At 42.6% G+C, this 20,515-nt stretch carries 26 protein-coding genes and 1 pseudogene; 16 read left to right on the top strand and 11 right to left on the bottom strand.

What is annotated here, in order from left to right; genetic code table 11:
- Positions 1-2 precede the first annotated feature (2 nt).
- Positions 3-158 (top strand): annotated as a pseudogene (locus tag F6K53_RS22070) (IS630 family transposase); the annotation flags it as partial.
- Between the two features lie 12 nt (positions 159-170).
- Here the strand turns inward: F6K53_RS22070 and F6K53_RS22075 are convergent.
- The 3 genes from F6K53_RS22075 to F6K53_RS22085 all read right to left on the bottom strand — a co-directional run bounded on the left by F6K53_RS22075 (position 171) and on the right by F6K53_RS22085 (position 989).
- Positions 171-449 carry a hypothetical protein gene (locus F6K53_RS22075; RefSeq protein WP_075899039.1) on the bottom strand — a complete coding sequence of 93 codons (279 nt, stop codon included), beginning with the start codon at positions 447-449 and terminating at the stop codon, positions 171-173.
- 100 nt (positions 450-549) lie between these two features.
- On the bottom strand, positions 550-804 hold the full coding sequence (locus F6K53_RS22080) for a hypothetical protein (protein ID WP_143727581.1): 255 nt from the start codon (positions 802-804) through the stop codon (positions 550-552).
- A 50-nt stretch (positions 805-854) separates the two neighbouring features.
- Positions 855-989, bottom strand: a complete 135-nt coding sequence (locus F6K53_RS22085) for a hypothetical protein (RefSeq protein WP_269086991.1) — start codon at positions 987-989, stop codon at positions 855-857.
- A gap of 428 nt (positions 990-1,417) precedes the next feature.
- Between F6K53_RS22085 and F6K53_RS22090 the strand changes: the two genes are divergently transcribed.
- Together F6K53_RS22090 and F6K53_RS22095 are read left to right on the top strand one after the other, a co-directional pair.
- Positions 1,418-1,615: a DUF433 domain-containing protein gene (locus F6K53_RS22090; RefSeq protein ID WP_293023443.1), complete on the top strand. Its 198-nt coding sequence runs from the start codon at positions 1,418-1,420 to the stop codon at positions 1,613-1,615.
- On the top strand, positions 1,612-1,818 hold the full coding sequence (locus F6K53_RS22095) for a hypothetical protein (RefSeq protein WP_075899041.1): 207 nt from the start codon (positions 1,612-1,614) through the stop codon (positions 1,816-1,818). The genes F6K53_RS22090 and F6K53_RS22095 overlap by 4 nt, the downstream gene beginning before the upstream one ends.
- A 12-nt stretch (positions 1,819-1,830) precedes the next feature.
- On the opposite strand, the gene F6K53_RS22100 is transcribed toward F6K53_RS22095, so the two are convergent.
- A complete protein-coding gene (locus tag F6K53_RS22100; protein ID WP_293023424.1) occupies positions 1,831-4,908 on the bottom strand; it encodes a DUF4407 domain-containing protein in 3,078 nt (1,025 codons plus the stop codon).
- A gap of 105 nt (positions 4,909-5,013) precedes the next feature.
- Between F6K53_RS22100 and F6K53_RS22105 the strand changes: the two genes are divergently transcribed.
- From F6K53_RS22105 to F6K53_RS22115, 3 genes are all read left to right on the top strand, one after another.
- The gene (locus F6K53_RS22105) at positions 5,014-5,217 is read left to right on the top strand and encodes a hypothetical protein (protein ID WP_293023421.1); all 204 of its coding nucleotides are present in this window, start codon (positions 5,014-5,016) and stop codon (positions 5,215-5,217) included.
- A gap of 91 nt (positions 5,218-5,308) precedes the next feature.
- Positions 5,309-5,431 carry a hypothetical protein gene (locus tag F6K53_RS22110; protein WP_293023419.1) on the top strand — a complete coding sequence of 41 codons (123 nt, stop codon included), beginning with the start codon at positions 5,309-5,311 and terminating at the stop codon, positions 5,429-5,431.
- Positions 5,432-5,643: 212 nt separating this feature from the next.
- Positions 5,644-5,898, top strand: coding sequence for a hypothetical protein (locus tag F6K53_RS22115; protein ID WP_293023417.1), 255 nt, complete (start codon positions 5,644-5,646; stop codon positions 5,896-5,898).
- A gap of 319 nt (positions 5,899-6,217) precedes the next feature.
- On the opposite strand, the gene F6K53_RS22120 is transcribed toward F6K53_RS22115, so the two are convergent.
- The gene (locus F6K53_RS22120; protein WP_293067031.1) at positions 6,218-6,436 is read right to left on the bottom strand and encodes a hypothetical protein; all 219 of its coding nucleotides are present in this window, start codon (positions 6,434-6,436) and stop codon (positions 6,218-6,220) included.
- Between the two features lie 138 nt (positions 6,437-6,574).
- On the opposite strand from F6K53_RS22120, the gene F6K53_RS22125 reads away from it, so the two are divergent.
- The 4 genes from F6K53_RS22125 (at position 6,575) to F6K53_RS22140 (ending at position 9,200) form a co-directional block, all read left to right on the top strand.
- Complete coding sequence (locus F6K53_RS22125) at positions 6,575-6,835, top strand: type II toxin-antitoxin system prevent-host-death family antitoxin (protein WP_293023410.1); 261 nt, start codon at positions 6,575-6,577, stop codon at positions 6,833-6,835.
- Positions 6,835-7,089 (top strand): type II toxin-antitoxin system RelE/ParE family toxin, encoded by a 255-nt coding sequence (locus F6K53_RS22130; RefSeq protein WP_075899051.1) that lies wholly within the window; start codon positions 6,835-6,837, stop codon positions 7,087-7,089. Before F6K53_RS22125 ends, F6K53_RS22130 begins: the two co-directional genes overlap by 1 nt.
- 270 nt (positions 7,090-7,359) lie before the next feature.
- Positions 7,360-7,587, top strand: coding sequence for a hypothetical protein (locus F6K53_RS22135; protein ID WP_293023406.1), 228 nt, complete (start codon positions 7,360-7,362; stop codon positions 7,585-7,587).
- Between the two features lie 173 nt (positions 7,588-7,760).
- Complete coding sequence (locus F6K53_RS22140) at positions 7,761-9,200, top strand: S-layer homology domain-containing protein (RefSeq protein ID WP_293023403.1); 1,440 nt, start codon at positions 7,761-7,763, stop codon at positions 9,198-9,200.
- 139 nt (positions 9,201-9,339) lie between these two features.
- On the opposite strand, the gene F6K53_RS22145 is transcribed toward F6K53_RS22140, so the two are convergent.
- On the bottom strand, positions 9,340-9,681 hold the full coding sequence (locus F6K53_RS22145; RefSeq protein WP_293023401.1) for a hypothetical protein: 342 nt from the start codon (positions 9,679-9,681) through the stop codon (positions 9,340-9,342).
- A 413-nt stretch (positions 9,682-10,094) separates the two neighbouring features.
- Between F6K53_RS22145 and F6K53_RS22150 the strand changes: the two genes are divergently transcribed.
- Complete coding sequence (locus tag F6K53_RS22150; RefSeq protein ID WP_075899055.1) at positions 10,095-10,673, top strand: HNH endonuclease; 579 nt, start codon at positions 10,095-10,097, stop codon at positions 10,671-10,673.
- Positions 10,645-11,034 (top strand): alr0857 family protein, encoded by a 390-nt coding sequence (locus F6K53_RS22155; RefSeq protein ID WP_293023398.1) that lies wholly within the window; start codon positions 10,645-10,647, stop codon positions 11,032-11,034. Before F6K53_RS22150 ends, F6K53_RS22155 begins: the two co-directional genes overlap by 29 nt.
- Positions 11,035-11,085: 51 nt before the next feature.
- Here the strand turns inward: F6K53_RS22155 and ureE are convergent, their stop codons facing one another.
- From ureE to holA, 4 genes are all read right to left on the bottom strand, one after another.
- On the bottom strand, positions 11,086-11,517 hold the full coding sequence (ureE, locus tag F6K53_RS22160) for an urease accessory protein UreE (RefSeq protein WP_293023396.1): 432 nt from the start codon (positions 11,515-11,517) through the stop codon (positions 11,086-11,088).
- Positions 11,518-11,868: 351 nt separating this feature from the next.
- Positions 11,869-12,315 carry a DUF4168 domain-containing protein gene (locus F6K53_RS22165; protein WP_293023394.1) on the bottom strand — a complete coding sequence of 149 codons (447 nt, stop codon included), beginning with the start codon at positions 12,313-12,315 and terminating at the stop codon, positions 11,869-11,871.
- Positions 12,316-12,624: 309 nt separating this feature from the next.
- Positions 12,625-13,137 (bottom strand): DUF4168 domain-containing protein, encoded by a 513-nt coding sequence (locus F6K53_RS22170; RefSeq protein ID WP_293023392.1) that lies wholly within the window; start codon positions 13,135-13,137, stop codon positions 12,625-12,627.
- Positions 13,138-13,340: 203 nt separating this feature from the next.
- Positions 13,341-14,333 (bottom strand): DNA polymerase III subunit delta, encoded by a 993-nt coding sequence (gene holA, locus F6K53_RS22175; RefSeq protein ID WP_293023390.1) that lies wholly within the window; start codon positions 14,331-14,333, stop codon positions 13,341-13,343.
- A gap of 24 nt (positions 14,334-14,357) precedes the next feature.
- Between holA and F6K53_RS22180 the strand changes: the two genes are divergently transcribed.
- The 4 genes from F6K53_RS22180 (at position 14,358) to F6K53_RS22195 (ending at position 18,928) form a co-directional block, all read left to right on the top strand.
- On the top strand, positions 14,358-15,164 hold the full coding sequence (locus tag F6K53_RS22180; RefSeq protein WP_293023387.1) for a DUF1868 domain-containing protein: 807 nt from the start codon (positions 14,358-14,360) through the stop codon (positions 15,162-15,164).
- Between the two features lie 55 nt (positions 15,165-15,219).
- The gene (locus F6K53_RS22185) at positions 15,220-15,834 is read left to right on the top strand and encodes a cobalt-precorrin-8X methylmutase (protein WP_293023385.1); all 615 of its coding nucleotides are present in this window, start codon (positions 15,220-15,222) and stop codon (positions 15,832-15,834) included.
- A gap of 423 nt (positions 15,835-16,257) precedes the next feature.
- A complete protein-coding gene (gene cbiE / locus F6K53_RS22190; protein WP_293023383.1) occupies positions 16,258-17,613 on the top strand; it encodes a precorrin-6y C5,15-methyltransferase (decarboxylating) subunit CbiE in 1,356 nt (451 codons plus the stop codon).
- A gap of 178 nt (positions 17,614-17,791) precedes the next feature.
- A complete protein-coding gene (locus F6K53_RS22195; protein WP_293023380.1) occupies positions 17,792-18,928 on the top strand; it encodes a pyridoxal-phosphate dependent enzyme in 1,137 nt (378 codons plus the stop codon).
- Positions 18,929-19,150: 222 nt separating this feature from the next.
- Here F6K53_RS22195 and F6K53_RS22200 read toward each other — a convergent pair whose 3' ends face one another.
- On the bottom strand, positions 19,151-20,242 hold the full coding sequence (locus F6K53_RS22200) for an NAD/NADP octopine/nopaline dehydrogenase family protein (RefSeq protein WP_293023378.1): 1,092 nt from the start codon (positions 20,240-20,242) through the stop codon (positions 19,151-19,153).
- Positions 20,243-20,515 lie beyond the last annotated feature (273 nt).

Consider the following 20,515-nt stretch of genomic DNA (forward strand, 5'->3'; position numbering starts at 1 on the left):
ACATCGAAAATTTTTGGTCAAAAGTCAAAGCAATCTTGAAAAAGATTAAAGCCAGAACTTACAAAGATTTAATAGAGGGGATTGCCGATGCCATCTTAAAAGTCACTAAGGAAGATATTCGGAATTGGTTTACTCACTGCTGTTACTGTACCTCATGACTATGAGAATTGCTATAGCGCAATTTTCTCATAACCAAACTCTAGAAACTCGCTCTGGCATGGTGTATAACCCAATGTTTGATAGGCTTGAATATAGGCAGATAATGTTTCTTCTTTCGGTACGCATTCAACCCAATAAAACTGATATTCTGGCGTAGGTTGCCACCATCTTTCGCGATCGCCAGCCACCCAAGCAAAACAGTTATATTCTTGGGATTTTGGACTGGTAACAGTATATTGAGTCCGCGCTAAATTAGGAAAACGTAACTCTAAGTGTATAGCTTCTCCCATGAAAAACTCAAGCAATATAACCCTTTTGTCTTCCCCAATTTAACCATGCTTGAGCCATTAGTTTGATTTTTCCCCGTTGTTCTGGCAGAACTGGGTTTTCTTAGGTAATCTGACCTAAAGCAGGCAACCAATAGAGCGGGTTTTGCTGCAAATCTTCCAATAAAAAAGGAATTACCCCTTCTCCCATCTTGATGATTTCTTGATAAGCGGGATGTTTTGACATTTCGACAGTCGAGGATAACGCCTCTACTTCTTGACGACCTTGGGAAGCAAGAGCGGTAAATTTTTGGCGTATTTCTTCGGGATTTTCTTCAGTCGGTTTTCTAGAGGCTGCATCTAAGGTTGGTTTTTTCATAGTTGCTTTGTGAGTTGCTTTGTGAATTGGCAATACTGACTAGGAAGTCATTACTCCAAAGTGCGTTCGCGTAGCGTGGCCCAAAGGCCAAGGCCAAGGTCAATCGCCCATCTTGTAGGGTGCGTTAACAAAGTGTAACGCACCGAAAACTCACCCGTCCACCCGACAATATCGTAGGAAATCATCTGGGGCTCTTGGAATTGCGATCGCCTACGGCACTAGCGGAGCTGATCCCATCAAGTAAGGGAATTACTAATATAGTGAAGAAAAATACAGCAATTTATAGCCTAATGAGGTACACAGGATTTTTTCCCTCTTGCCTCTTGCCCGCCCCCCTTACTAAGGGGGGTTAGGGGGGATTCCTCTTGCCTCTTCTCTGTTCCCTGTTCCCAGATCCGCTGTTCCCTAAAACCCAGGACTGAAGTACCTCACTCAATTAAAAACCACTATACAAGGTGTGAGCTATGACAGATAATAAACTGGTATTTGAACGCATTACCTGTCTTGATGCAAAGCGCGAGTGGGGGAAACCACGGCAGTCGCTCATGGGGGGAACCCCCAAGACCGCGCTGCCTCCCCTGTTCCCTTGCTGCATCGCTTTGATCCCCAAATAATGGGAGGACGTGCTTGTATTCGAGGCATGAGGATTACAGTATCTCTAGTACTGAGTTTGGTAGCCGACGGTATGGATGTCAACGAAATTATTGAAGCTTATCCCTATCTAGAAGCAGAAGATATTAAAGCTAGTCTTCTGTATGCAGCATTTTTAGTTAGTGAGCAAGTTCGGCTCTTCAGTAGAAGTGCAGCATGAAGTTTTTAGCAGATATGGGTGTCTCTCCTTTAACTGTTCAATTAGTGCGTCAACAGGGACCAGTCCAAACTTGTCGTTTTCAACAACGGTCGGTGATGGATTTCTTTGACCTTTGGTCACGCTACGCGAACGAGCAAGCTCTCATGGCTCAATCGGGTCATTTAACGGAACCTCCTTCCCTCATCCCTTCTTTCGAGACCTGAATCCTTACTAATTTACTGTTCAAAATCATTAATTTTTTTCATGTATTTTTTTGATAATTCTTCAGATAATAGAAGTCTTTGTTCTTTTTTAATGCGGAAATATTCATTATAATTTTCCTGACTTTCTTTCTGTTCAAGTAAATAATCATAAGGACCTTTGCCAGACAAAAGTTTAACTAATATAGGTGAGATTTCAATAGTGACGAATAAGGCAGTTATTAGCCAATTAATATTACGAATATTCGGATCGTCTTTAGATAGTTCTTCTAAAGCAACAAGACGGGCTAAGAAGCCATCTGATTCTTTGTCAATTTGTTCTTTCAGTTGTTCTAAGTTACTGTCTGGTGACTGCAAAATCAGGTTACGTTCTTGCCTAAGGTTCTCTATTTTTTCCTCTTTATCCTTAACTTTATTATCTAATTCAATAAATTTTTGTTTTATTTCATCTGCATAATTTCGTTTGTCTTGATAAACAATTCCTTTTCCAAATTGGCCTGTTCCCTGTGTACCTTCTGCTTCTGCATTAGCCACATTTTCGGCGTCCTTCCATTCATTTTTATACTTGTCCTTTTCTTGATTTAATCCTTTAATTTCTTGCTCCAATTCTTTTATTGGTTCGTTAATTTTTTCTTCTCTTATCTCATTTTTATCTTGTTCTATTTTCTGGTTAATTTCTTTTTCAAAAAGCCTCAATTCAAGGGGTTTAGCAACCACAAAGCTCAATAATAAGGCTATTACTAATCGAAGAATTGTTGCTGCAATAAATGGCAAGTTTGAATTTGAATCCGATTTTCTTCTCTTAGAGCTTAAAATTAAAAAACGATCTAAGTTAAAAACTATAAAACTCCAAAAAGTTCCTCCTACACAAGAAGCTGCTACAGAACCGAATACTGTAAAAAGAGCATAACCACCGGAAAAAATAGCCGTTGTTGATGTTAGCAAAACCGTGGTACCAATTGCTGTATATTTATATCGTTCTGTCAAACATTCTTTTTGTGCCAAAATATCATGATCTGCACCAGCAGACCATAGCAAGAATTTTTCTAGTGAATTTAAATTATCTTTAATTGTTGGAGCCTGTATTAGGTGTTGAAGTTCAGCTGGTAAGCCAATTTCGTTGATAAAAGTACCAACCGCTTCAACACCATAAGCATTAAGAGCACTTTTGATATGTTCTGTAGCTCGTTCCTGGATTTGATCCCGTTGTTGTAAGAAGTCTAAGACATTATATTCTTGAGCGGAATTACGGAAGTAATTATCAACCATCGGTTCTAATACCCTATTCACAAGGTTTTTAATGGAGCTATATTTAACCGCACCATTAGACAAGCAGCTAAGAACTCCTCCTTGTTCCTCAACTTGCTTATAACTATTAGCATTTGGTGAACCCACACGAGATATCATTTTAGGGGAATTTTTGGGATAAATATTAATAACCTGTGTGACTTCAAGATTCAAAATAAAGCCATCTTTTGAGCGAAGCTTTAAGGTTTCCAAATTAGAATCGTAGTTGGTTGCTGGTTTATTTTTATCTGTCCTCCAGTCCAAAGTTATTTCATGGACAGGAACTATTACTATACTTTTCACTCTTGTATTGATAGGATGTGTTCCAGCTTCTATTGGTATGTTCTGAATCCCTTTATACCCGATATTAAACTGAGAACCATAAGTAGTTTGCTCTTGATTTGCTTGGCTATTCTTACCAACATTTGAGATTAAAACTCCAACTGTTCCAGTTTTAATATTAGTTAAAGGAACTTGTTCAACTTCCACAAACCAAGGATTTAAACTCCAAAAACCTTCTTCGATAAATTCTTCTTGTAAACCTCGATAGCCACCTTTATCAATAAACTCCTGTGGCTCCTGAAACTTATTATGTCCCTCAATAACTGCTCCCGCAATGTCCCCTCCTGGTAAGGGCTTACCATCAAAAGTGGTAACAATACCAATTTTACCTGATTCAACTCTGTAAACTTTTAATTGTTCTGGATTCAGTCCATATTGCTTGGCATTGTCAGTAGTAACTACTGTAAATAGTTCAGTGTTTATTCTATAGTAACCTTCAGTAAGAATTGCTCGCTGTTTACCTTGTTGACCACCGTTGTTGAGAAAGGCTTCAGCATTCTGAAAATTCTCGCAATCTACAGCTTTAGCTAGTATTTGTCCTGGTGGTAGTTCAGCACCATCTTGAGCAATAACTAGCCCTATCTCCCCTGAGCGAATATTAATTAGTGGGACATTGTGAACTTTAAACAACTCTGTATTAATGTAGTGAATTCCAGGAGGAATAATTGCTAATTGGTTCCCTTGTTGACCGCCGTTTTTGATAAATGCTTCAGCGTCCTGAAAAGTGCCACATTCAACAACTTTACCAAAGTTCTGACCAAGTGGAAGTGGCTCACCATCCCTTGCTTCCACTAACCCTACTTCATTAACTCCAATTTTGATAAGTTCAACTCTCTTAATTTTGAAAAGTTCTGTATTAATTGCGTATTTGCCAGTAGTAAGAATCTTTAACTGTTGTCCCCTAGATCCCCCATTATCAATAAATGCTTGAGCATCCTCAAAATTGTTGCATTCAACAGCATCACCAAAGGTTTTTCCCCCAATCGGAAGTGGCTTGCCATCTTTCGCTTCTACTAAGCCAATTTCATAGTCATTAATATGAGTAATTGGCCTTATTTCAACAGAAAAAAGTTGAGGATTAATCCGATAAATACCATTTCTTAAAATACCTAACTGCCTACCCCGTTGACCACCATTGTTGATAAAAGCACGACCATCTTGAAAGTCATCACATTCTTCGACAACTTTACCAAACATTTTACCTGTGGGAAGAGAAGCACCATCGTTGGCTGTTACTAATCCAATTTCATCTTTATCAATCTGTATAGCCTTTTGTTTGAAAACTTTATAGGTCAACCTAGAGCGGAAATGTCGTCCAGGACCAAGAGTATCAACCTGCCAACCCATTTCTCCATTAAGAGCAATTTGACGATTAGATGGTAAAGGACTACCAAACTTTTTATAGACAATTCCAACCTCATCTTGAGAGATTACATAAACGCCAGGTACCCGATCAATTGCCATAACAACAAATTTAGTTAATTAGTTAACTAATGAATTGAAAAAAAAATACTCTTTCGCTACCTTAATCGTTATTATTGTAACGTGAGTTGGACGAACTGCACAAAGGTGAAAGAAAGGCGCTCGACTAGATTTGAAGCAATTGAGTCTGAGCCAGGTATGACCAATATTCTATCGCGTTTGGATATCACCCGTATGTTCTGTGAAGTAGACGACTTTTGTCAGTTGTTTGAGTGTTACTGGCAGCAACAGTCCCAATTACCTTCCATTGCAGGGGAACGATCCTGTCGTTCTCGAATGAGTCGAGGGTGAGATGATGACCATCGTGATCGCTTTTCATGGTTCTGGGTTCTCTACATTCAAAAAGTAGTATATAAGATTATGGAATTCTGTTGGGAAGCGATTGACCTTGGCCTTTAAGCCACGCTACGCGAATGGTCACGCTACGGGATGCTCGGTACGAGCCGCTACGGGATGCTCGGTACGAGCCGCTACGCGATCGCATTCTGGGGCACTTTGCGATTGACCTTTGGTCAATTAAGTATTTCCTATCTCATAAAGTGACTTAAAACCATTACAATCCCTATCCCATATTCCCTTTTTTTTCAAACAAGCTTCCATTCCATTACCGTACGATTTCTTTCAATTACCCCTCAAAAAAAAATTTCTAAAAACCCTTGACACTTAAGGATATAATCGTTATGATTATATCCTTAACTTCAAAACCAATTTTGAACTATGCCTGACAACTTTCGCCCGAATCCAGAAAACAATCCTGAGGAGATCACTCCTAGTAATACTCCTCAGGAACCTTCTCCAAAAAAATACCCCGTTCAGCACATTCTGAAGGGCTCCCGCCGGGCAATAAGCAACACCATGTATACCCTTTCTGCACTGCGTTATGCCCAAATTTCCGACTGGAGCCCCCTTCAGCCGACTGGAATTCCTGGCGAATTCATCACGACTATGACGAAGTACATAATTCTAGATTAGACTAACTTAGTAGGGGGGGTTCCCCCCCTAGCCCAAGAATCAAATCTGTTCGCCTAGGGTGACCTTTGGCCAATCGGATCGGATTATTTCTGGGTTGGTGTACAAAGTTCAGGCATAGTAAAATTTCCTAGCCGTGGAAGGTATTTCTGCGGCTATTTTTTTTTGGAGTTGTTCGCCTTTGGCGTTCCCGTAGGGTAGGTTAGAAGGTTGGGATGTTGAAGGTTGGGATGTTGAAGGTTGGGATGTTGAAGGTTGGGATGTTGAAGGTTAGAAGGTTGAAGGTTGAAGGTTAGAAGGTTGAAGGTTGGGATGTTGAAGGTTAGAAGGTTGAAGGTTGAAGGTTAGAAGGTTGAAGGTTGAAGGTTGGGATGTTGAAGGTTATTAACTTGTTCGCCTTTGGCCTTTTTGAAGGGTAGGTGATTAGGTTGAAGGTTGTTCGCGTAGCGTGGCCATTCCCGTAGCGTGGCCATTCCCGTAGCGTGGCCCAAAGGCCAAGGCCAAGGTTATTAGGCATTGCATATTGTTGTGGAATGGGCATCTTGGTGGAACCGGCATCTTGCCGGTTTCATTTCTGACGGCTGAATGCTTACGCGATTCCTAAATATGATCAGACTAATATATTCCTTCTCTACCGAATTTAAAACTGCTATAATAACAAAAATAGGAAATCAATAAAATGGAAAAACTGACGGTTACTGCTGCCCAAAAAGAGTTAATTAACCTAGTTGAATCAGTTACAGAAGAAAACAAAGTTTATGAAATAGAGATTTCTAATGGCTCTGCTGTTTTAATTTCTCGAAAAAACTATGAAAGCTTACAAGAAACCTTAGAATTACTTTCAATACCTGGAATGAGGGAAAGCCTACAAAGATCCCTTGAACAAATAAACAGTAATGAAACCTACTCCCTAGATGAAGTCTTGGGAGATATTGATTGATGGTTTACGAAGTTCGTTTTACCAAAGAGGCTAAAAAGGATGTTGCCAAACTTACGCCCAAATTAAAGCAAAAACTCAAAACAATGATTCAGGACACGATCAGTATAAATCCTTATGCTGGTAAAAAGCTGGTGGGGGATCTTGCTGGTTTCTTTTCTATGCGTTTAAGTTATAAAGATAGAATTATTTACACAATTGACAATGAGCAGAACCTGATCTATATTCACCGCGCCAAAACTCATTATGGAGAATAAAATAATGGTATTGCATAGTGCGTTCGCGTAGCGTGACCTTTCGGGCAAAGCCCGACGCTGTGCGAACGGTAAATCCCGTAGCGTGGCCAAACGCGCCCCGCGTGGCCCAAAGGCCAAAGCCAATCGCCCATCTTGTAGGGTGCGTTAACAAAGTGGATGCTGTTGGGCGATAAGTCATGACTATAGTATTTTTATAGTATTTATCAAATAGGTGAGGCGTGAAAGTCCTGGGTTTTAGGGAGTAGGGAGCAGGGAGCAGGGAGTAGGGAGATGGGGAGATGGGGAAATAGGGAGATAGGAAACATTTTTATAGCGTTTATCATACTGACGAGGTACAGTAAATTTTCGTCTTACCCCGACTCCCGATTCCCGATTCCCGATTCCCGATTCCCGATTCCCGATTCCCGACTCCCGATTCCCGATTCCCGATTCCCGATTCCCGACTCCCGATTCCCTATTCCCTATTCCCTATTCCCGATTCCCGATTCCCTTTTGTAACTGATTAACCGGACTTGATCTGACTCGCCTACCTCTACCGATCTTTTTTTGAAAACCTGGGAACTTTCAGGTCACCTGTGCGTCTGGGGATGGTGTTTGAGAGGCTATCAACTCTGATAACTAAGGAGTTGAGCTATCTGGAAGAGTTATCTAAATCAGGAGAGTTGTGTTCTATGTCTAGTGCGTCTACTTGGAATTCCACAAGCACTGCCATGTTGCTGTTGGGAATAGTAACTGGTGTGACTGCGCCGATGGTAATTGCGGTTCCAAACCAAACTAGCTTTATTGATATTCAAGGTCATTGGGCAAAACCGTTCATTGAAGGGTTGGCAGCAGAAAACCTGGTAAATGGATATGCCAATGGCACCTTTAAACCTGATCAAGCTGTTACTTACGCTCAGTTCTCTGCGATGGTGAGCCAAGCTTTCAGCGAAAATAATTTAGCCTTGCCCAAAACATTTGATCGTGAAGTGGCTGAGTATTGGGTAAGTCGTAACCTAACTGAGCAGGATAAATCTAATAGCCAACTACGTCCATCTTCGCCACTATCTCGGGGACAAGTATTGGTGTCATTAACCAATGGTTTGGGTTTATACTCTAGCACTTCAGTCAAGAACACTCTCTCTTCCTATGAAGACCTATCCCGAATCCCTGACTATGCCAAAGATAGCGTTGCGGCTGCTACCGAAAAGGCTATGGTGGTTAACTACCCGAATGTAACCTATCTCGATTTTGGTCAACCTGCTACCCGTGCTGAAGTGGCAGCCTTTATTCATCAAGCTTTAGTGAATGAAGAGGTATTAGCTCCCCTGTCTAGTCAACATCCAGCCTCTCAATATATTGCTCAGCTGACGGGAGAGACTAAACCTGTGGGTGACGACAGCCTGATGGAATCAACTGAGACAACTGAAAAAACTGATTCCACTGAGTCCACTGAGTCAATGACTAGTAAGGATGACTCCTTTGAAACTAAGGAATATCAAGTTTCCAAAGGCACAATGATTAATGTAGCCTACACAGTATCAGACAAGGTGGCTGTGGAGCGTGGTGAAACTATTGATATGACGCTGTTAGTAGCTGAGGACATCAAAAATGATCAAGGAATAGTCTTAATTCCAAAAGACAGCGAGATTGAGGGTCAATTAGTACCTCGGTATAGTGGTTCTGAGTTTCTTGGTACTCAGTTTGTAGCTCAAAAACTTAAAATTGGTGAATTATCCTATAACACCATCAATGCTACCTCGAAACTGGTTACTGATGCTAAGCCTGATGATACGGAGACACAAACATTAGAAGGTGCTGCGGTTAATATTTTGACTGGTGTCTTAACTGGTGGTGATTCTAATCAACAACCGGAGCAGCAAAATCCTATAATCATTGATCCGGAAAATGATTTACCACTAACACTGGGTTCTGATTTATATCTCCAAGTAGCTACTAAAACGCCAGAAATGCCAGAAATGCCAGAAGCCCCAGAAGCTATGGACACTGAAGAAATCCCAGAAGCTATGGACACTGAAGAAATGCCAGCAACACCAGAAGCTCCAGCAGTTCTAGAAGCACCAAAACTTGAGCTTCCGCAAGTGCCACAGTTGAAGGTTCCAACTCGCTAACTAACCTACAAAAGTTCCTAGTTAGTGCCTAGTCAAGGATTGAGAAGAGACATGCGATGGGCGTTCGCGAAGCGTGGCCAAAGGCCTCAGCCCCGCTTTCAGCGAACGCATGTCTCTTCACTTGTATCGAGGCAAATGCTTAACAGTCGGACAGACTACCGATACTGAGGGGAAGCATCTCTCCGTTGATCGTAAGTCCTAATAACATGGGCTCTTGGGGTTCTATATACTTGCCAGTTAGTACACAACGCTCTTTGCGCTCAGCGATCGCTTGAATGCTGGCTCTGATATCAGACTTACAAAATTGAGGTCGATAATCACCAGACTTGTGCTGGACATAGTTCCAGAGAATATCTCGAATCAGAGCTTGATAGCCCTGAGTGCCAGAAAGTTCTTTGAGTTTATCTTTCAACTGTCGCTCCAGACGGATGCTGGTAACTTCCATATCAGTGGTTGAGTTTTGACGGGTGAGTGTAGGCATTAATTTTTTCCTCCAAATATCTGGACATTCCCGTAATACAAGTGTAGTATTTAAAAAGCGGCTTGAAAATCGTTTTTCACAAATTTCGCCTTCAAACATTTCATCTTCTATGAGTCATCATTTAACCTCCTCCACCAATTGCTCAGATATCAACTGCTTCGGCGGTTCTGGATTCGGGGCAATATGGGTGGAGCTTTTGTTTAGGGGCAAATATGACTCGATCGCACAGAGAACAGTCGAGTATAGAAGGCATGATTCACAACCAGTCAATTGTCGGCCAGAGATCAATCTGAAACTAAATAGACACAGCGGGAGGTATAGGCGAACGCTAGCACTACTGACATAGCAATCAGCCTACCCTAAAAAATCTTAAACGCCCCCGCTCCTGACAAACAGAAGCGGGGGTTTGGTTTATGAGGAGTCAATCCGTGACAAGCACAACTGAGGTGTTAAAGCAATCGGTAGTGGTTTTTTCCAAAAACTACTTACCTATTAATCGAGTCAATATCAAACGAGCGATTGCTCTGTTGGTTACCGGCAAAGCTGAACCAATCGATTTCTTTGGTGGTAAGGGCTACAAAGTCCGTTCCCCTAGTGTAGTGATCTTGGTACCAAGCCATATCCGCTTGATACTTACCGAAACCGAACCAACTTGGCGAGTTCCTCCAGTAAATCGGCGGGAGGTCTTAAGACGGGACAAGCATCGGTGCCAATACTGTGGCAGCACCAAAAAGCTAACCCTTGACCATGTCATTCCTCGGTCAAAAGGCGGAAAACACAGTTGGGACAACGTCGTTACGGCATGTGAGAGTTGTAATAGCCTTAAAGGCAACCGCACTCCCCACCAAGCGGGAATGAAATTACCCAGGCAGCCCAAAGCACCCATGCATCCAGCTGTTGCTTTTGCGGAACAGTTTTGGCGTCAACAGCAAATCAATCGGTTAGAGGAGGAGGTTACAGGTAATGCTGAAACTGATTTATACCGAAAATAGCTTTTATCTAGAGCGTTTGGCTCAATCCCTAGAAGAATGGGTAACCACACGAACCCTTGTCTCGCTCCGTGCGGGTGCAAGTTTCTATATCGAACCCAGCACTGCCTCATTTTTGCTACCAGCTAACTTGCCCCACCTCAGGCAATTAGAGGTGTTTGTGCGGCAAGACAAAACAGATGCGATCGCATTATCGATTTGTGATGCGGAATATGTTGAAGTAAGCCTACAAGGCACCTGGCTAACGTCAGATCCAGAGGATGAAGAGGGAATTTTTGTAACAGCAATGAACTATGCTGTTGAGTTTTTTCTCTATCAGCTGTGGCAAGAGGCTAACCATCGGGCTTCTGTTCCGAAGGATTGATCAAGAGGCGCACTTAGGTGTGCCTTTTTTTTACAGTTCTCTTAAACGTTCTCAATGTCGATAGGCACCGATTTCTGGTTGAAACGGTACCACTTCCTGGTGTACCTCTACCCCCAACTGCTCTAACATGGCCTGCAAAACCGGGTCAGGAGATAATCTTAAATAGCTAGCCGTTACTTCTAAAGGCACATGGCGATTACCCAAATGATAAGCAGCTCGCAGCAAATTCACCGGTTTTTGGGAGGTGACAGTGAGTACCGGTTCTGGTTTAGCAGCAATTCGGATCATCACCTTTGTATCTTCCGCTTCCAGTAAATCCCCATCCTGCAAGACACTGCCCCTAGGCAAACGCAAATACAAATTTTCACCATCCGCTGTTTCAAAGCGGTGGCGCGTTCGGGTACGTTCTTCCGCTGTCAAGGAGAGGGTAAAACCGACTTTAGTATTCTGATTAGCTGTGAGGCGTTTGGTAAAGGTGAGCATTGGAAATTGACCATTGCTGAATTCAGACTAAAATACCAATTAAAGTAGGGTGGGCAAAGTAATCTGATCGTGAATACTCAAAAGAACCAAACTGTTTTTGCCCACCCTACAAGCTTGCGTGTAAAAAAAATACCAATTAAAGTAAGGTGAGCAAAGGTAAGCTATCAGCTATCAGCTATCAGCTATCAGCTTTTTAATAAGAAATAAAACAGGTAAGCATTGGTTTAATCTCAGTGAAGTCACAGGCTGGAAGCCTGTGCCACAAAGCTGTTCGCGCAGCGTGAGCCTTTAGCTCACGGCTGACCGCTGACCGCTGACCGCTTTTGCCCACCCTACAAGCTTGACATATTATCAATTTTGTTGTAAGCGAACTAGTTCATTGTGGATTCGCCGTTGTAACTTCTGATCGGATTGAGCGCTAACCGTAATTGAATTAAATCGAGATATGGTCAAGTCATGACTTTCAGCAATGGTTTTCGAGCGGTTACAGTAGTTTACAGCCAGATCTCGGATATTTCGACGTAGAGCTGCTATGGTTTTTACTTGGGTGCAGTTAATTTCAGGAACTATCTTGTCCTTGTCTTTGGTTAATTCCTGAATATCCTCGTAGACACCTTGACGATTTTGATCGATCGCCAGAACAGCTTTGGCGTAATTCTTCAATTCCTGACTCTTCACTTCAGATGAGGCTACTGTGGGGATAGCTGCCGTGGGGTCAGGGTCTGGACTGGAAGAACATCCAACCAAAACCACTATCATTCCGGCAAGCCATCCCAAGGGATAGATAAATTTGCTCATTAGTTTTTTGGGAGATCAGCGACCTGCACTGGCTAGCCTGTTCGCGCAGCGTCGGCTTTGCCGAAAGCTGGATTAGTCTATTTTTTACTATTGCTAGTGGCTAGCTATTATGGTTCTTTTTCTGATAACTATACCATTATCGGTGTAAACTTGATTGATAATTCCCAGGTGTACAACTCGTCTTACTGCTTGCCCAAGAGGAACGTTGAGAGCCTTACGCTTTAACCAAAAACATTTAATTATGGTTGAAGTTATGGTTGAAGTTATGCTTCAAGGGAATAAGTTGCTGATTCTTAGAGCTATATCTAGCTAAAAGCTAGCGTCAAATTTTGCTTGTTGAATACGCACTAATTCACTTTGAATCTGTTCCCGTAAAGTTTGATTATCTTGCATCTCAATAGTAATTTCGTTGAAGCGTTTATTTCCTCCTTCGGGAAAATACTTAGAGACAATTACCTCTGACTGTTGGCAGTAATCTTTAGCAATCTCTTGGGCGGTCGAGGGGAGCTTATTGATGCTCTCGGAGTCATCGCACAAAATTTCTGGTGGCTCTCCTAGGATTGTAGTGATTTTTTCATAGGCAGATGCGCGAATAGGCTCTATTTGTAATAGAACTTCAGCATATTGAGTGACGTCATTAGGACTAATGTCAGAGGTGACATCTTGAGCATAGGCTGAAGTGCTAATAACAAGGGTATAAGAGTCTTCAGAAAGCTCAGGGATAAATCCAGATAGCAAACTAATAGCAGTAAGTCCTCCGACAAGTAGAGATTGGGAGAAAAGTTGGGTCAAGCTAAGTTTTAGAGAGTTAGCAGTGAGCATGATGATCAATTAAAAGCAAAATAAACAATAACCAAAACCACTAAGGGCTAGTTTAATGTGAATTAATTTATGGGGGATAAGTTCCTCATAAGGCAAGAGCTTCTGGGAATTGGGAAGTGCAGACAGGATAAATATCAAGCATGAGTATAAAAAAAATTTAACCTTCAACCTTAAAGCTAGCCTGGGTGAAGCCACTGACTGGTCTAAACTCTTGAACTGTTAAAGATTTCACAAAGTTGTATCACCTTAGTTTGTAATGTTGAAAGGGGGTCTGCTCCCGTTTTGAGGTTGAGGTCTAACTCCAGCAACACCCGCAGAGTGGAGATGAGTTGCTTGGGGGAAAGGAACTCCACGTCTTGTTTGAGGAAGTAAACTCGTTTGGGGTTATTGATATTGGCGGTGTTAGCGATCGCATTTGGATCGGTTTCGCCCTCACTCACCAGCAACTTCACCCACAACCAGGTACGAAACTGAGTAATTAAGGTAGCGACAATCTTTAAAGGAGGTTCATTCTGGTTGATCAAGGCAGCCAACAACTCCAAGGCTTTTGCCCCATCCCCTGCCCGAATCGCCTCTGCCAGTTGCAAGGTATTTTGAGTATTAGCCACTACCAGGGTGGCAACGGTACTTTCTTGTAACGGTTGGCTGTCATACAGCGCGTAGAGTCGTAATTTTTCCAGTTCGTTGAATAACTGTCGGGTGTCATTGCTAACGGATTCGGCTAAGAGTTCAGCTGCACTATTGGTTAGTTTGACTCCAAATTCAACGGAGTACGACTTGACCCGATGCACTAGCTGCTGGGTCTTCCAGGGGGGAATCAGAGCAAACTCCCGAATCTCGGCGTACTGTTGCAGTAACTTCGTGGACTTGAGTCGTGGATCTGGTCGATGGGGGGTAGTTAGTAACAAAACGGAGTGTTTAGGAATGACTGGTATAGTACGCTCTAATTCTGCCAGTAAATTGTCCGAACATTGCTGGCAAACGGTTGTATCGACTAACCACACTAGACGTCCACCCATGCCAAACGGAGGAGTCATGACTTGATTCAAGGCTTGAATTACGGCATCTGGTTGGTCTGGGGAAATTTTGTCATAGTTAAAACTAGCCCAGTTGGGGTCAACTAGGGATTGACGGAGCTTGTCCAGGGCTTGGGCCATGGCAAAGTCATCCTTTCCCCAATAGAGGTAAATTCCCATATCAGAACACGTAAGGGGGCAAAATTGGACGATACATATCAAACTTATCTAAATCGGGTCACACGGCTTACCCTAACCGCAACCTATCAATCGCAGTTACTCAATATCCAAGAGTCACCCAAGTTTAAACGTCTCCCTAATGGCAGCAGAGAGCCTGCCCCTTTTCCTGGTTACACTGTAATCACACCACCTTGGGAGGAAGAGACTAATAACTCAACATTCTATGATAACATGCAGCAGCTCCAAAAAGAGCTTCTCCAGCAACTAGACCCGGGTTTAATGGTACCGATACCCCCGGATAGTTTTCATTTAACCTTGGCTGACTTGATTTGGGAAAATGCCTACCGAGATGCCACGGCTGAAAATCCACAGTTTGAAACTCAACTGCTTAAGTCGATACAGGCAAGTTTTGACAAGTCTGTCAGTATCAGCCAGGAAACCTCTTTAGCAAATGGTGGTAATCCTATTAGCTGGCAGCTATTGGGCTTAATGGTGATGCCCAGGGCGATTGGTGTATGTCTAGCACCCCAGGATGAACAGGCATACAATCGCATTTCCCAGCTTCGTCGGTGTATTTATCAAAATTCTGATTTAATGGCTCTAGGTATTGAACAGCAATACCATTTTACGGCTCACATCACTCTAGGATATTTCGGAGATATCCCCCAGGAGTTGGATAGCGATCGCATTAGCAATATCCTATTCGAGTTAAGTGGCCAAGCCTTAGAAGTAGAAGGGAGTGTACTATCGATTCGGCAGGCTCAATTAAGGAAGTTTGACGATATGATGCGCTTCTTGCGGGAACCAGAATGGCCAGTTTTGGAGTTTTGAGTGCTTTCGCGTGCTTAGTGTTTGAGTTGGAGCAGAGTATGGGGTGGGGATTTAGATGAAAGCATTGTCGATGCATCCGATTATGGAGCAAAGTTTTGCCATTATTGACCAACAGATTGGGGAGCATCAGTTTAATCCAGCTGAGTATGGGATTGTGCGGAGGGTAATCCATAGTACGGCGGATTTTGAATTTACCCAACTGCTTCGGTTTAGTGAAAATGCGATCGCATCTGGTATCTCTGCACTGAGCCAGGGAACACCAATTGTTACAGATGTAGGAATGGTCAAACAGGGGATAGCTAGTATGGTGGCAAAAACCTTTGGTAATCCCCTGATCGTAGCAGTAGACCAGGCACCAGTCGCTCTGCCGGGAAAGACGCGCACGGAAACTGGTTTACTCCGATGTTTCGAGCAATTTCCAGGGGCTATTTTTGTGATTGGTAATGCCCCTACGGCATTGTTGGCTTTATGTGAGCAGTTGTCCCACTCTCAGGTCAAACCAGCTTTGGTCATTGGCGCAACCGTTGGGTTTGTTTCAGTGCTGGAGTCGAAAGCTGCTTTGGCCAAGATATCCATCCCTCAGATTCGAGTTGAAGGAGCTAAAGGAGGGTCTCCAGTGGCTGCAGCTATTTTGAATGGATTGATGGTATTAGCTTGGGAGAGTGAGTAATAATATCATGTTCGGTTGAACAGTTATAAATACTCAATAATAGGGAACAGGGAACAGCGGATCTGGGAACAGGGGATGAGGAGGGAGATAACCTACCAGAAGGAAGCTATGTTTTTTTATAACTGTTTATCTCAACATGATATGAAACATCCCAAAAGCCCACAAGACCCGAAGGTAACTAAAAAAGAGATGAGTAAATTTCGATTAACTCCCTTTTGTGTATTCTTTCTGTCCTTGGTGTCTTGCCAGTTGCTATAATACACTCCCAGCTTAATTCCTATTATTCTGAAAACAGATTAAAGATCAGATATAGCAATCCTAAATGAATTGTGATAATTTTTGTTCCCTACTCCCTGTTCCCTGTTCCCTACTCCCTGTTCCCTGTTCCCTGTTCCCTGTTCCCTTTGCAATAGCAGCAAAACCATGACCTCGATCAACGTAGTGGGCATTGGTTTAGACGGAGCAGCTAGCTTAACTGATCAAGTCAAGCAGCTCGTAGAACGAGCGACGCTATTGGTTGGAAGTCAGCGCCATTTAGGTTATTTTCCCAACCACCAAGGGTCACAAGTGGTATTGGGGAATTTTACTGACGCTATTGAATTAATTCGTAAGCAGCTCGATGGTGCGGATCACGATACCCTAATCGTAGTGTTGGTCAGTGGTGATCCATTGTTTTTTGGCTTAGGACGATTGCTCCTAAGCCAACTTCCCCCCTCAAGCCTCAGGTTTCATCCCCATGTCAGTGCGATTCAGCTGGCCTTCAGTCGGATTAAGGTTGCTTGGCAAGATGCTAAGGTAATCAGTGCTCATGGCCGTTCTATGGAACAACTAATCCCAGCCTTGAAGCAGGGAGTTGACAAGATTGCGGTGTTGACGGATGGCACCAATACACCTGAAGCGATCGCTAAATTATTGCTAGCGCTAGATTTACCCAGTTGCTACCAGTTCTGGGTATGTGAAAATTTGGGAGGTATGGATGAACGGGTGCAATGTCTTGGTGTAGAAGCAGTATTGAACCAGACCTTTGCGCCCCTGAATGTGGTGGTATTACTACGTCACCCTGATTCCGTTGACCAATCCCTGGATCCAGAGTCGTTACCGATACTAGGATTACCAGATCAGACATTTACTAGTTTTAGCGATCGCCCTGGTTTAATGACCAAGCGAGAAATCAGGCTGCTGTTACTAGGAGAGTTAGCCCTCAAACCAGGGCAAACAGTTTGGGATATTGGTGCAGGCACAGGTTCAGTTTCCATTGAAATTGCTCGTTTATCGAACACCTCTCAGGTGTATGCTATTGAAAAAACAGCAATGGGGAGTACTTTGATTGAGCAAAATTGTCAACGTTTGGGCGTTACTAATGTTACCTCAATTCATGGTTCAGCACCGGATGTTTTGAAGAATTTACCAACACCAAATCGGGTTTTTATTGGCGGTAGTGGGGGTAATTTGCACTCAATTTTGGATTACTGTGATACTCGCTTAGACCTCGATTGTATTTTAGTGTTAGCATTAGCAACTGTAGAGCATATTAATACAGCCTATAGTTGGTTTGAATCTAAACGTTTCCCTCCTTCCGAGCGCGGGATTAGAGCAAATTCCTTCCCCCCCTTATTAAGGAGGGGGGATTCTTTCCCCCCCTTATTAAGGGGGGTTAGGGGGGATCCTTGGAATTATCAATGGTTACAGGTGCAGTTATCGAAGTCGGTACCTGTGGGCAAGCTCACTCGGTTTAATCCTCTCAATCCGATCACTATTGTGACGGCTTGGAAGTGCTGATTTTGAGAGTCTTGAGTTCATAAGTGCTGAGTTCGTAAGTGCTGAATTTTGATACCCGATCTGCCAATCTCCCCATCTCTCCAGAAGTTGCGGTGTCATTAACTGATATTATTACTACTGGAAGACTATCGAACAATAGTCAAAAAAACAGTCAAAAAAACGTCCGGAGTATTGGCAAGTGTTAACACCAGGACACATCGAAGCAAATTCTATGGCTCATCTCCAATGTGCTGTATGTGGTAAAGAATATCCGCTAGAACTGCGTTATCGTTGCCAATCTTGCGATGGAGGTGTGTTGAATGTTGTGTACAGAGGTAATCAAAAGGTAGAATCTGGTTCCGGACTGCAGCGTTTTAAAGATTTTGTTCCGATTAAACCCCTGCCAGAATTTTATTGTCCAGAAACTCCTCTAATTCGATTCGACAATGCTCAATATGTTGACCATGATGGCATTTACTGTAAAGTAGAAGGGGCTTTAGCAACCGGAAACACCAAATATAGACAGAGTTGTATGGCAACACCAGGGTTGTTATGGGGTGGAGTTAAAGAATTTGTAGTCTCCTCTACAGGCAACTCTTCTTCTAGCTTTATGTATTGGGCCAAAGAGCTTGAAGGTCAAATTAGGGTTCATGTCTTTGTTCCCTCAACCCATAGACATCGCTTAAAATTTCAGAGTCCCTATGCCACCATCCATGAAACAGATGTAGATTTTGTGGAAACTGGCAAGTTGGCCAAAGACTATGCTCAAGATCATAATCTATTTTGGGAAGGAGGCTTTTTCAACTTCTTTCGTCGGGAAGGTCTCAAAACAGGGTATATGGAAGGAGCAACCCAAATGGACTTCCAAGTTGATGTAGTCTTTCAACCCATTAGTAGCGGGATGGGGTTTTATGGGGGATATTTTGGCTTCAAGCAGCTTTTAGCCAATGGGTATATTAAGAAAATGCCTCGTTTTGTTGGTGTGCAGCAAGATACTTGTGCTCCTGTGTATACGGCATTTCATGCTAATAGAGAACAAATTGCTGATGAGGATATTATCCGCAACCCCACTGGAAAGGCTGAGGCTATTCTTAGAGGCAATCCTACCGCAACCTACTCTTATTTGCGGGATCTAATTCTAGACACTCAAGGAACGGTTGTTGCCCCAACCCAAGCAGAACTTCTGAAAAGCTATGAGGTTTTACAGCAAGCTGGTATTTCTGCTTGTCACACTGGAGCATTGTCTTTGGCAGCCTGTAAAAAGTTGATTCTTGACGGGTGGATTTCCCCTGAAGAAAAATGCTTGCTGATGGTGACTGGAGGACGGATGTACTAGGCACGTAAGCATTTTCCCTTTGCTGTTATTCACTTTTGAAAATATTGCGTAGGGTGTGTTAGGGGCGGCTCGCCGTCATTTTCTACCTCATAGCCAGGGTTGGGAAAGCCCGCCCCGTAACGCACCACTGGATCAAACAGCTTTAATGAGATATACCCTATATATCCCCAGTATAACCAGAGAAAATGCTACATAGTTCCATAAATTCAAGCTCGACTCTTTTTATTTATGTCTTAGTTGCTCCTCTAGCCATTGAGTGTCCAATTCTAGAAACTCAGCAGTCCACGTGAAAGGTTCATCTATAAACTTGCTCCCCAGAGTAATACAACTATCTAAAAATGGGGTATCTACTCCTGTTAGGCGGGCTAACACCTGTAGTGGAAAAGCCCCAAAGGGTAATTCTTCTGAGAGATAGCGATGATGAGGATTCCTGAGAGTAGAATTGTCAAGTGCTTTGATCTGGTGAATGTGTTCGTAAAAAGATGGGCCAGTAGTTCCATAGGCTGTCTTAAAATAATCGTACATATCGCTTAGATCAGGAAACCCTAATGCCTTGGCTATAGCTAGACGATCGCGATCGAAATCACCAATCAAATTAGCAGTGCGAGGACCCATACCTCGGTAAATATTATAATTTTCTCCCAGCTCCCATCTGGTTAAAGAGGCGATGATTAAGGGAACGTGAAAAACATCATTACATTTATCCAAGTTTACTTCTAAACTCGAAGACAGTGGACGCAAATTCTCGAACAAACCTTGATAGGTAGCAACAATCCGCTCTGTCATATCCGAGTTTTGGGCAGCGACTTTGAACTGTTTTTTAAACCTCTTTATAGCTACTTGGTCGTCACCGTTACCTCGGCAGGCAAAGGGGGTATTATTTACATCTGCAACTGCGGGTAATTGGGTTTCACTCATGCCAAATTCTTTTTGCCACACTTTGCAGAAAACTCGACCTGAAAAACGGCTAGAACAGATCAATAAAATATTGGTTTGAGGGGTCATATATTGCCCCAAAATCCGGGCATAAGATTCAACATCCTGACCTCGACAGCCAATCACAATATTATTGGGTAATTTGCCATCATGAGTGGCGGCAATTTCCTCAATCTGGTTAGAACAAGCTGCAATTGGATAATTACCCGGTGAACATACACCCGTTGAACGAACAATCTTAGTTTGACTAATTGAAGAAGAACGACGAGAAAACAGATCAACGTTATGGCCTTGAGAACTCAGGTGAACTGCTGTGGCTAAACCTACATCTCCTCCACCCACAACAAGGTAATTATCTTGTGACATATCTTGTGACATCAAAAAATATCCTTTAAGCTCTATAATTGTGAATATGTAATTGAAATTATGAACAGCTTATCACAAGAGTTTCACCGATTTTTATGCAGGTTAACTGTAATCTCGAAATTATTGATAATGGAGGCAGCTTATTGACATAGACGCATCAGATTAAAAGTTTTATCATACTAAAAAATAACTTTTTTATGTATTTTTGGATACAAAATTACATTAGCTTACCCTGGTTTAAGTTCCGCTACTCAAACGATAGTTCTCGTTTACTGACAACACAAT

It is taken from the genome of Moorena sp. SIO4A1 (genome assembly GCF_010672065.1).
GTDB lineage: Bacteria > Cyanobacteriota > Cyanobacteriia > Cyanobacteriales > Coleofasciculaceae > Moorena.

What these genes read in the sequence shown, in the direction of transcription:
- F6K53_RS22075 (WP_075899039.1), bottom strand. Translation starts at nt 449, where the DNA reads ATGGGAGAAGCTATACACTTAGAGTTACGTTTTCCTAATTTAGCGCGG.
- F6K53_RS22080 (WP_143727581.1), bottom strand. Translation starts at nt 804, where the DNA reads ATGAAAAAACCAACCTTAGATGCAGCCTCTAGAAAACCGACTGAAGAA.
- F6K53_RS22085 (WP_269086991.1), bottom strand. Translation starts at nt 989, where the DNA reads ATGATTTCCTACGATATTGTCGGGTGGACGGGTGAGTTTTCGGTGCGT.
- F6K53_RS22090 (WP_293023443.1), top strand. Translation starts at nt 1,418, where the DNA reads ATGGGAGGACGTGCTTGTATTCGAGGCATGAGGATTACAGTATCTCTA.
- F6K53_RS22095 (WP_075899041.1), top strand. Translation starts at nt 1,612, where the DNA reads ATGAAGTTTTTAGCAGATATGGGTGTCTCTCCTTTAACTGTTCAATTA.
- F6K53_RS22100 (WP_293023424.1), bottom strand. Translation starts at nt 4,908, where the DNA reads ATGGCAATTGATCGGGTACCTGGCGTTTATGTAATCTCTCAAGATGAG.
- F6K53_RS22115 (WP_293023417.1), top strand. Translation starts at nt 5,644, where the DNA reads ATGCCTGACAACTTTCGCCCGAATCCAGAAAACAATCCTGAGGAGATC.
- F6K53_RS22120 (WP_293067031.1), bottom strand. Translation starts at nt 6,436, where the DNA reads ATGCCCATTCCACAACAATATGCAATGCCTAATAACCTTGGCCTTGGC.
- F6K53_RS22125 (WP_293023410.1), top strand. Translation starts at nt 6,575, where the DNA reads ATGGAAAAACTGACGGTTACTGCTGCCCAAAAAGAGTTAATTAACCTA.
- F6K53_RS22130 (WP_075899051.1), top strand. Translation starts at nt 6,835, where the DNA reads ATGGTTTACGAAGTTCGTTTTACCAAAGAGGCTAAAAAGGATGTTGCC.
- F6K53_RS22135 (WP_293023406.1), top strand. Translation starts at nt 7,360, where the DNA reads ATGGGGAGATGGGGAAATAGGGAGATAGGAAACATTTTTATAGCGTTT.
- F6K53_RS22140 (WP_293023403.1), top strand. Translation starts at nt 7,761, where the DNA reads ATGTCTAGTGCGTCTACTTGGAATTCCACAAGCACTGCCATGTTGCTG.
- F6K53_RS22145 (WP_293023401.1), bottom strand. Translation starts at nt 9,681, where the DNA reads ATGCCTACACTCACCCGTCAAAACTCAACCACTGATATGGAAGTTACC.
- F6K53_RS22150 (WP_075899055.1), top strand. Translation starts at nt 10,095, where the DNA reads ATGAGGAGTCAATCCGTGACAAGCACAACTGAGGTGTTAAAGCAATCG.
- F6K53_RS22155 (WP_293023398.1), top strand. Translation starts at nt 10,645, where the DNA reads ATGCTGAAACTGATTTATACCGAAAATAGCTTTTATCTAGAGCGTTTG.
- ureE (WP_293023396.1), bottom strand. Translation starts at nt 11,517, where the DNA reads ATGCTCACCTTTACCAAACGCCTCACAGCTAATCAGAATACTAAAGTC.
- F6K53_RS22165 (WP_293023394.1), bottom strand. Translation starts at nt 12,315, where the DNA reads ATGAGCAAATTTATCTATCCCTTGGGATGGCTTGCCGGAATGATAGTG.
- F6K53_RS22170 (WP_293023392.1), bottom strand. Translation starts at nt 13,137, where the DNA reads ATGCTCACTGCTAACTCTCTAAAACTTAGCTTGACCCAACTTTTCTCC.
- holA (WP_293023390.1), bottom strand. Translation starts at nt 14,333, where the DNA reads ATGGGAATTTACCTCTATTGGGGAAAGGATGACTTTGCCATGGCCCAA.
- F6K53_RS22185 (WP_293023385.1), top strand. Translation starts at nt 15,220, where the DNA reads ATGAAAGCATTGTCGATGCATCCGATTATGGAGCAAAGTTTTGCCATT.
- cbiE (WP_293023383.1), top strand. Translation starts at nt 16,258, where the DNA reads ATGACCTCGATCAACGTAGTGGGCATTGGTTTAGACGGAGCAGCTAGC.
- F6K53_RS22200 (WP_293023378.1), bottom strand. Translation starts at nt 20,242, where the DNA reads ATGTCACAAGATATGTCACAAGATAATTACCTTGTTGTGGGTGGAGGA.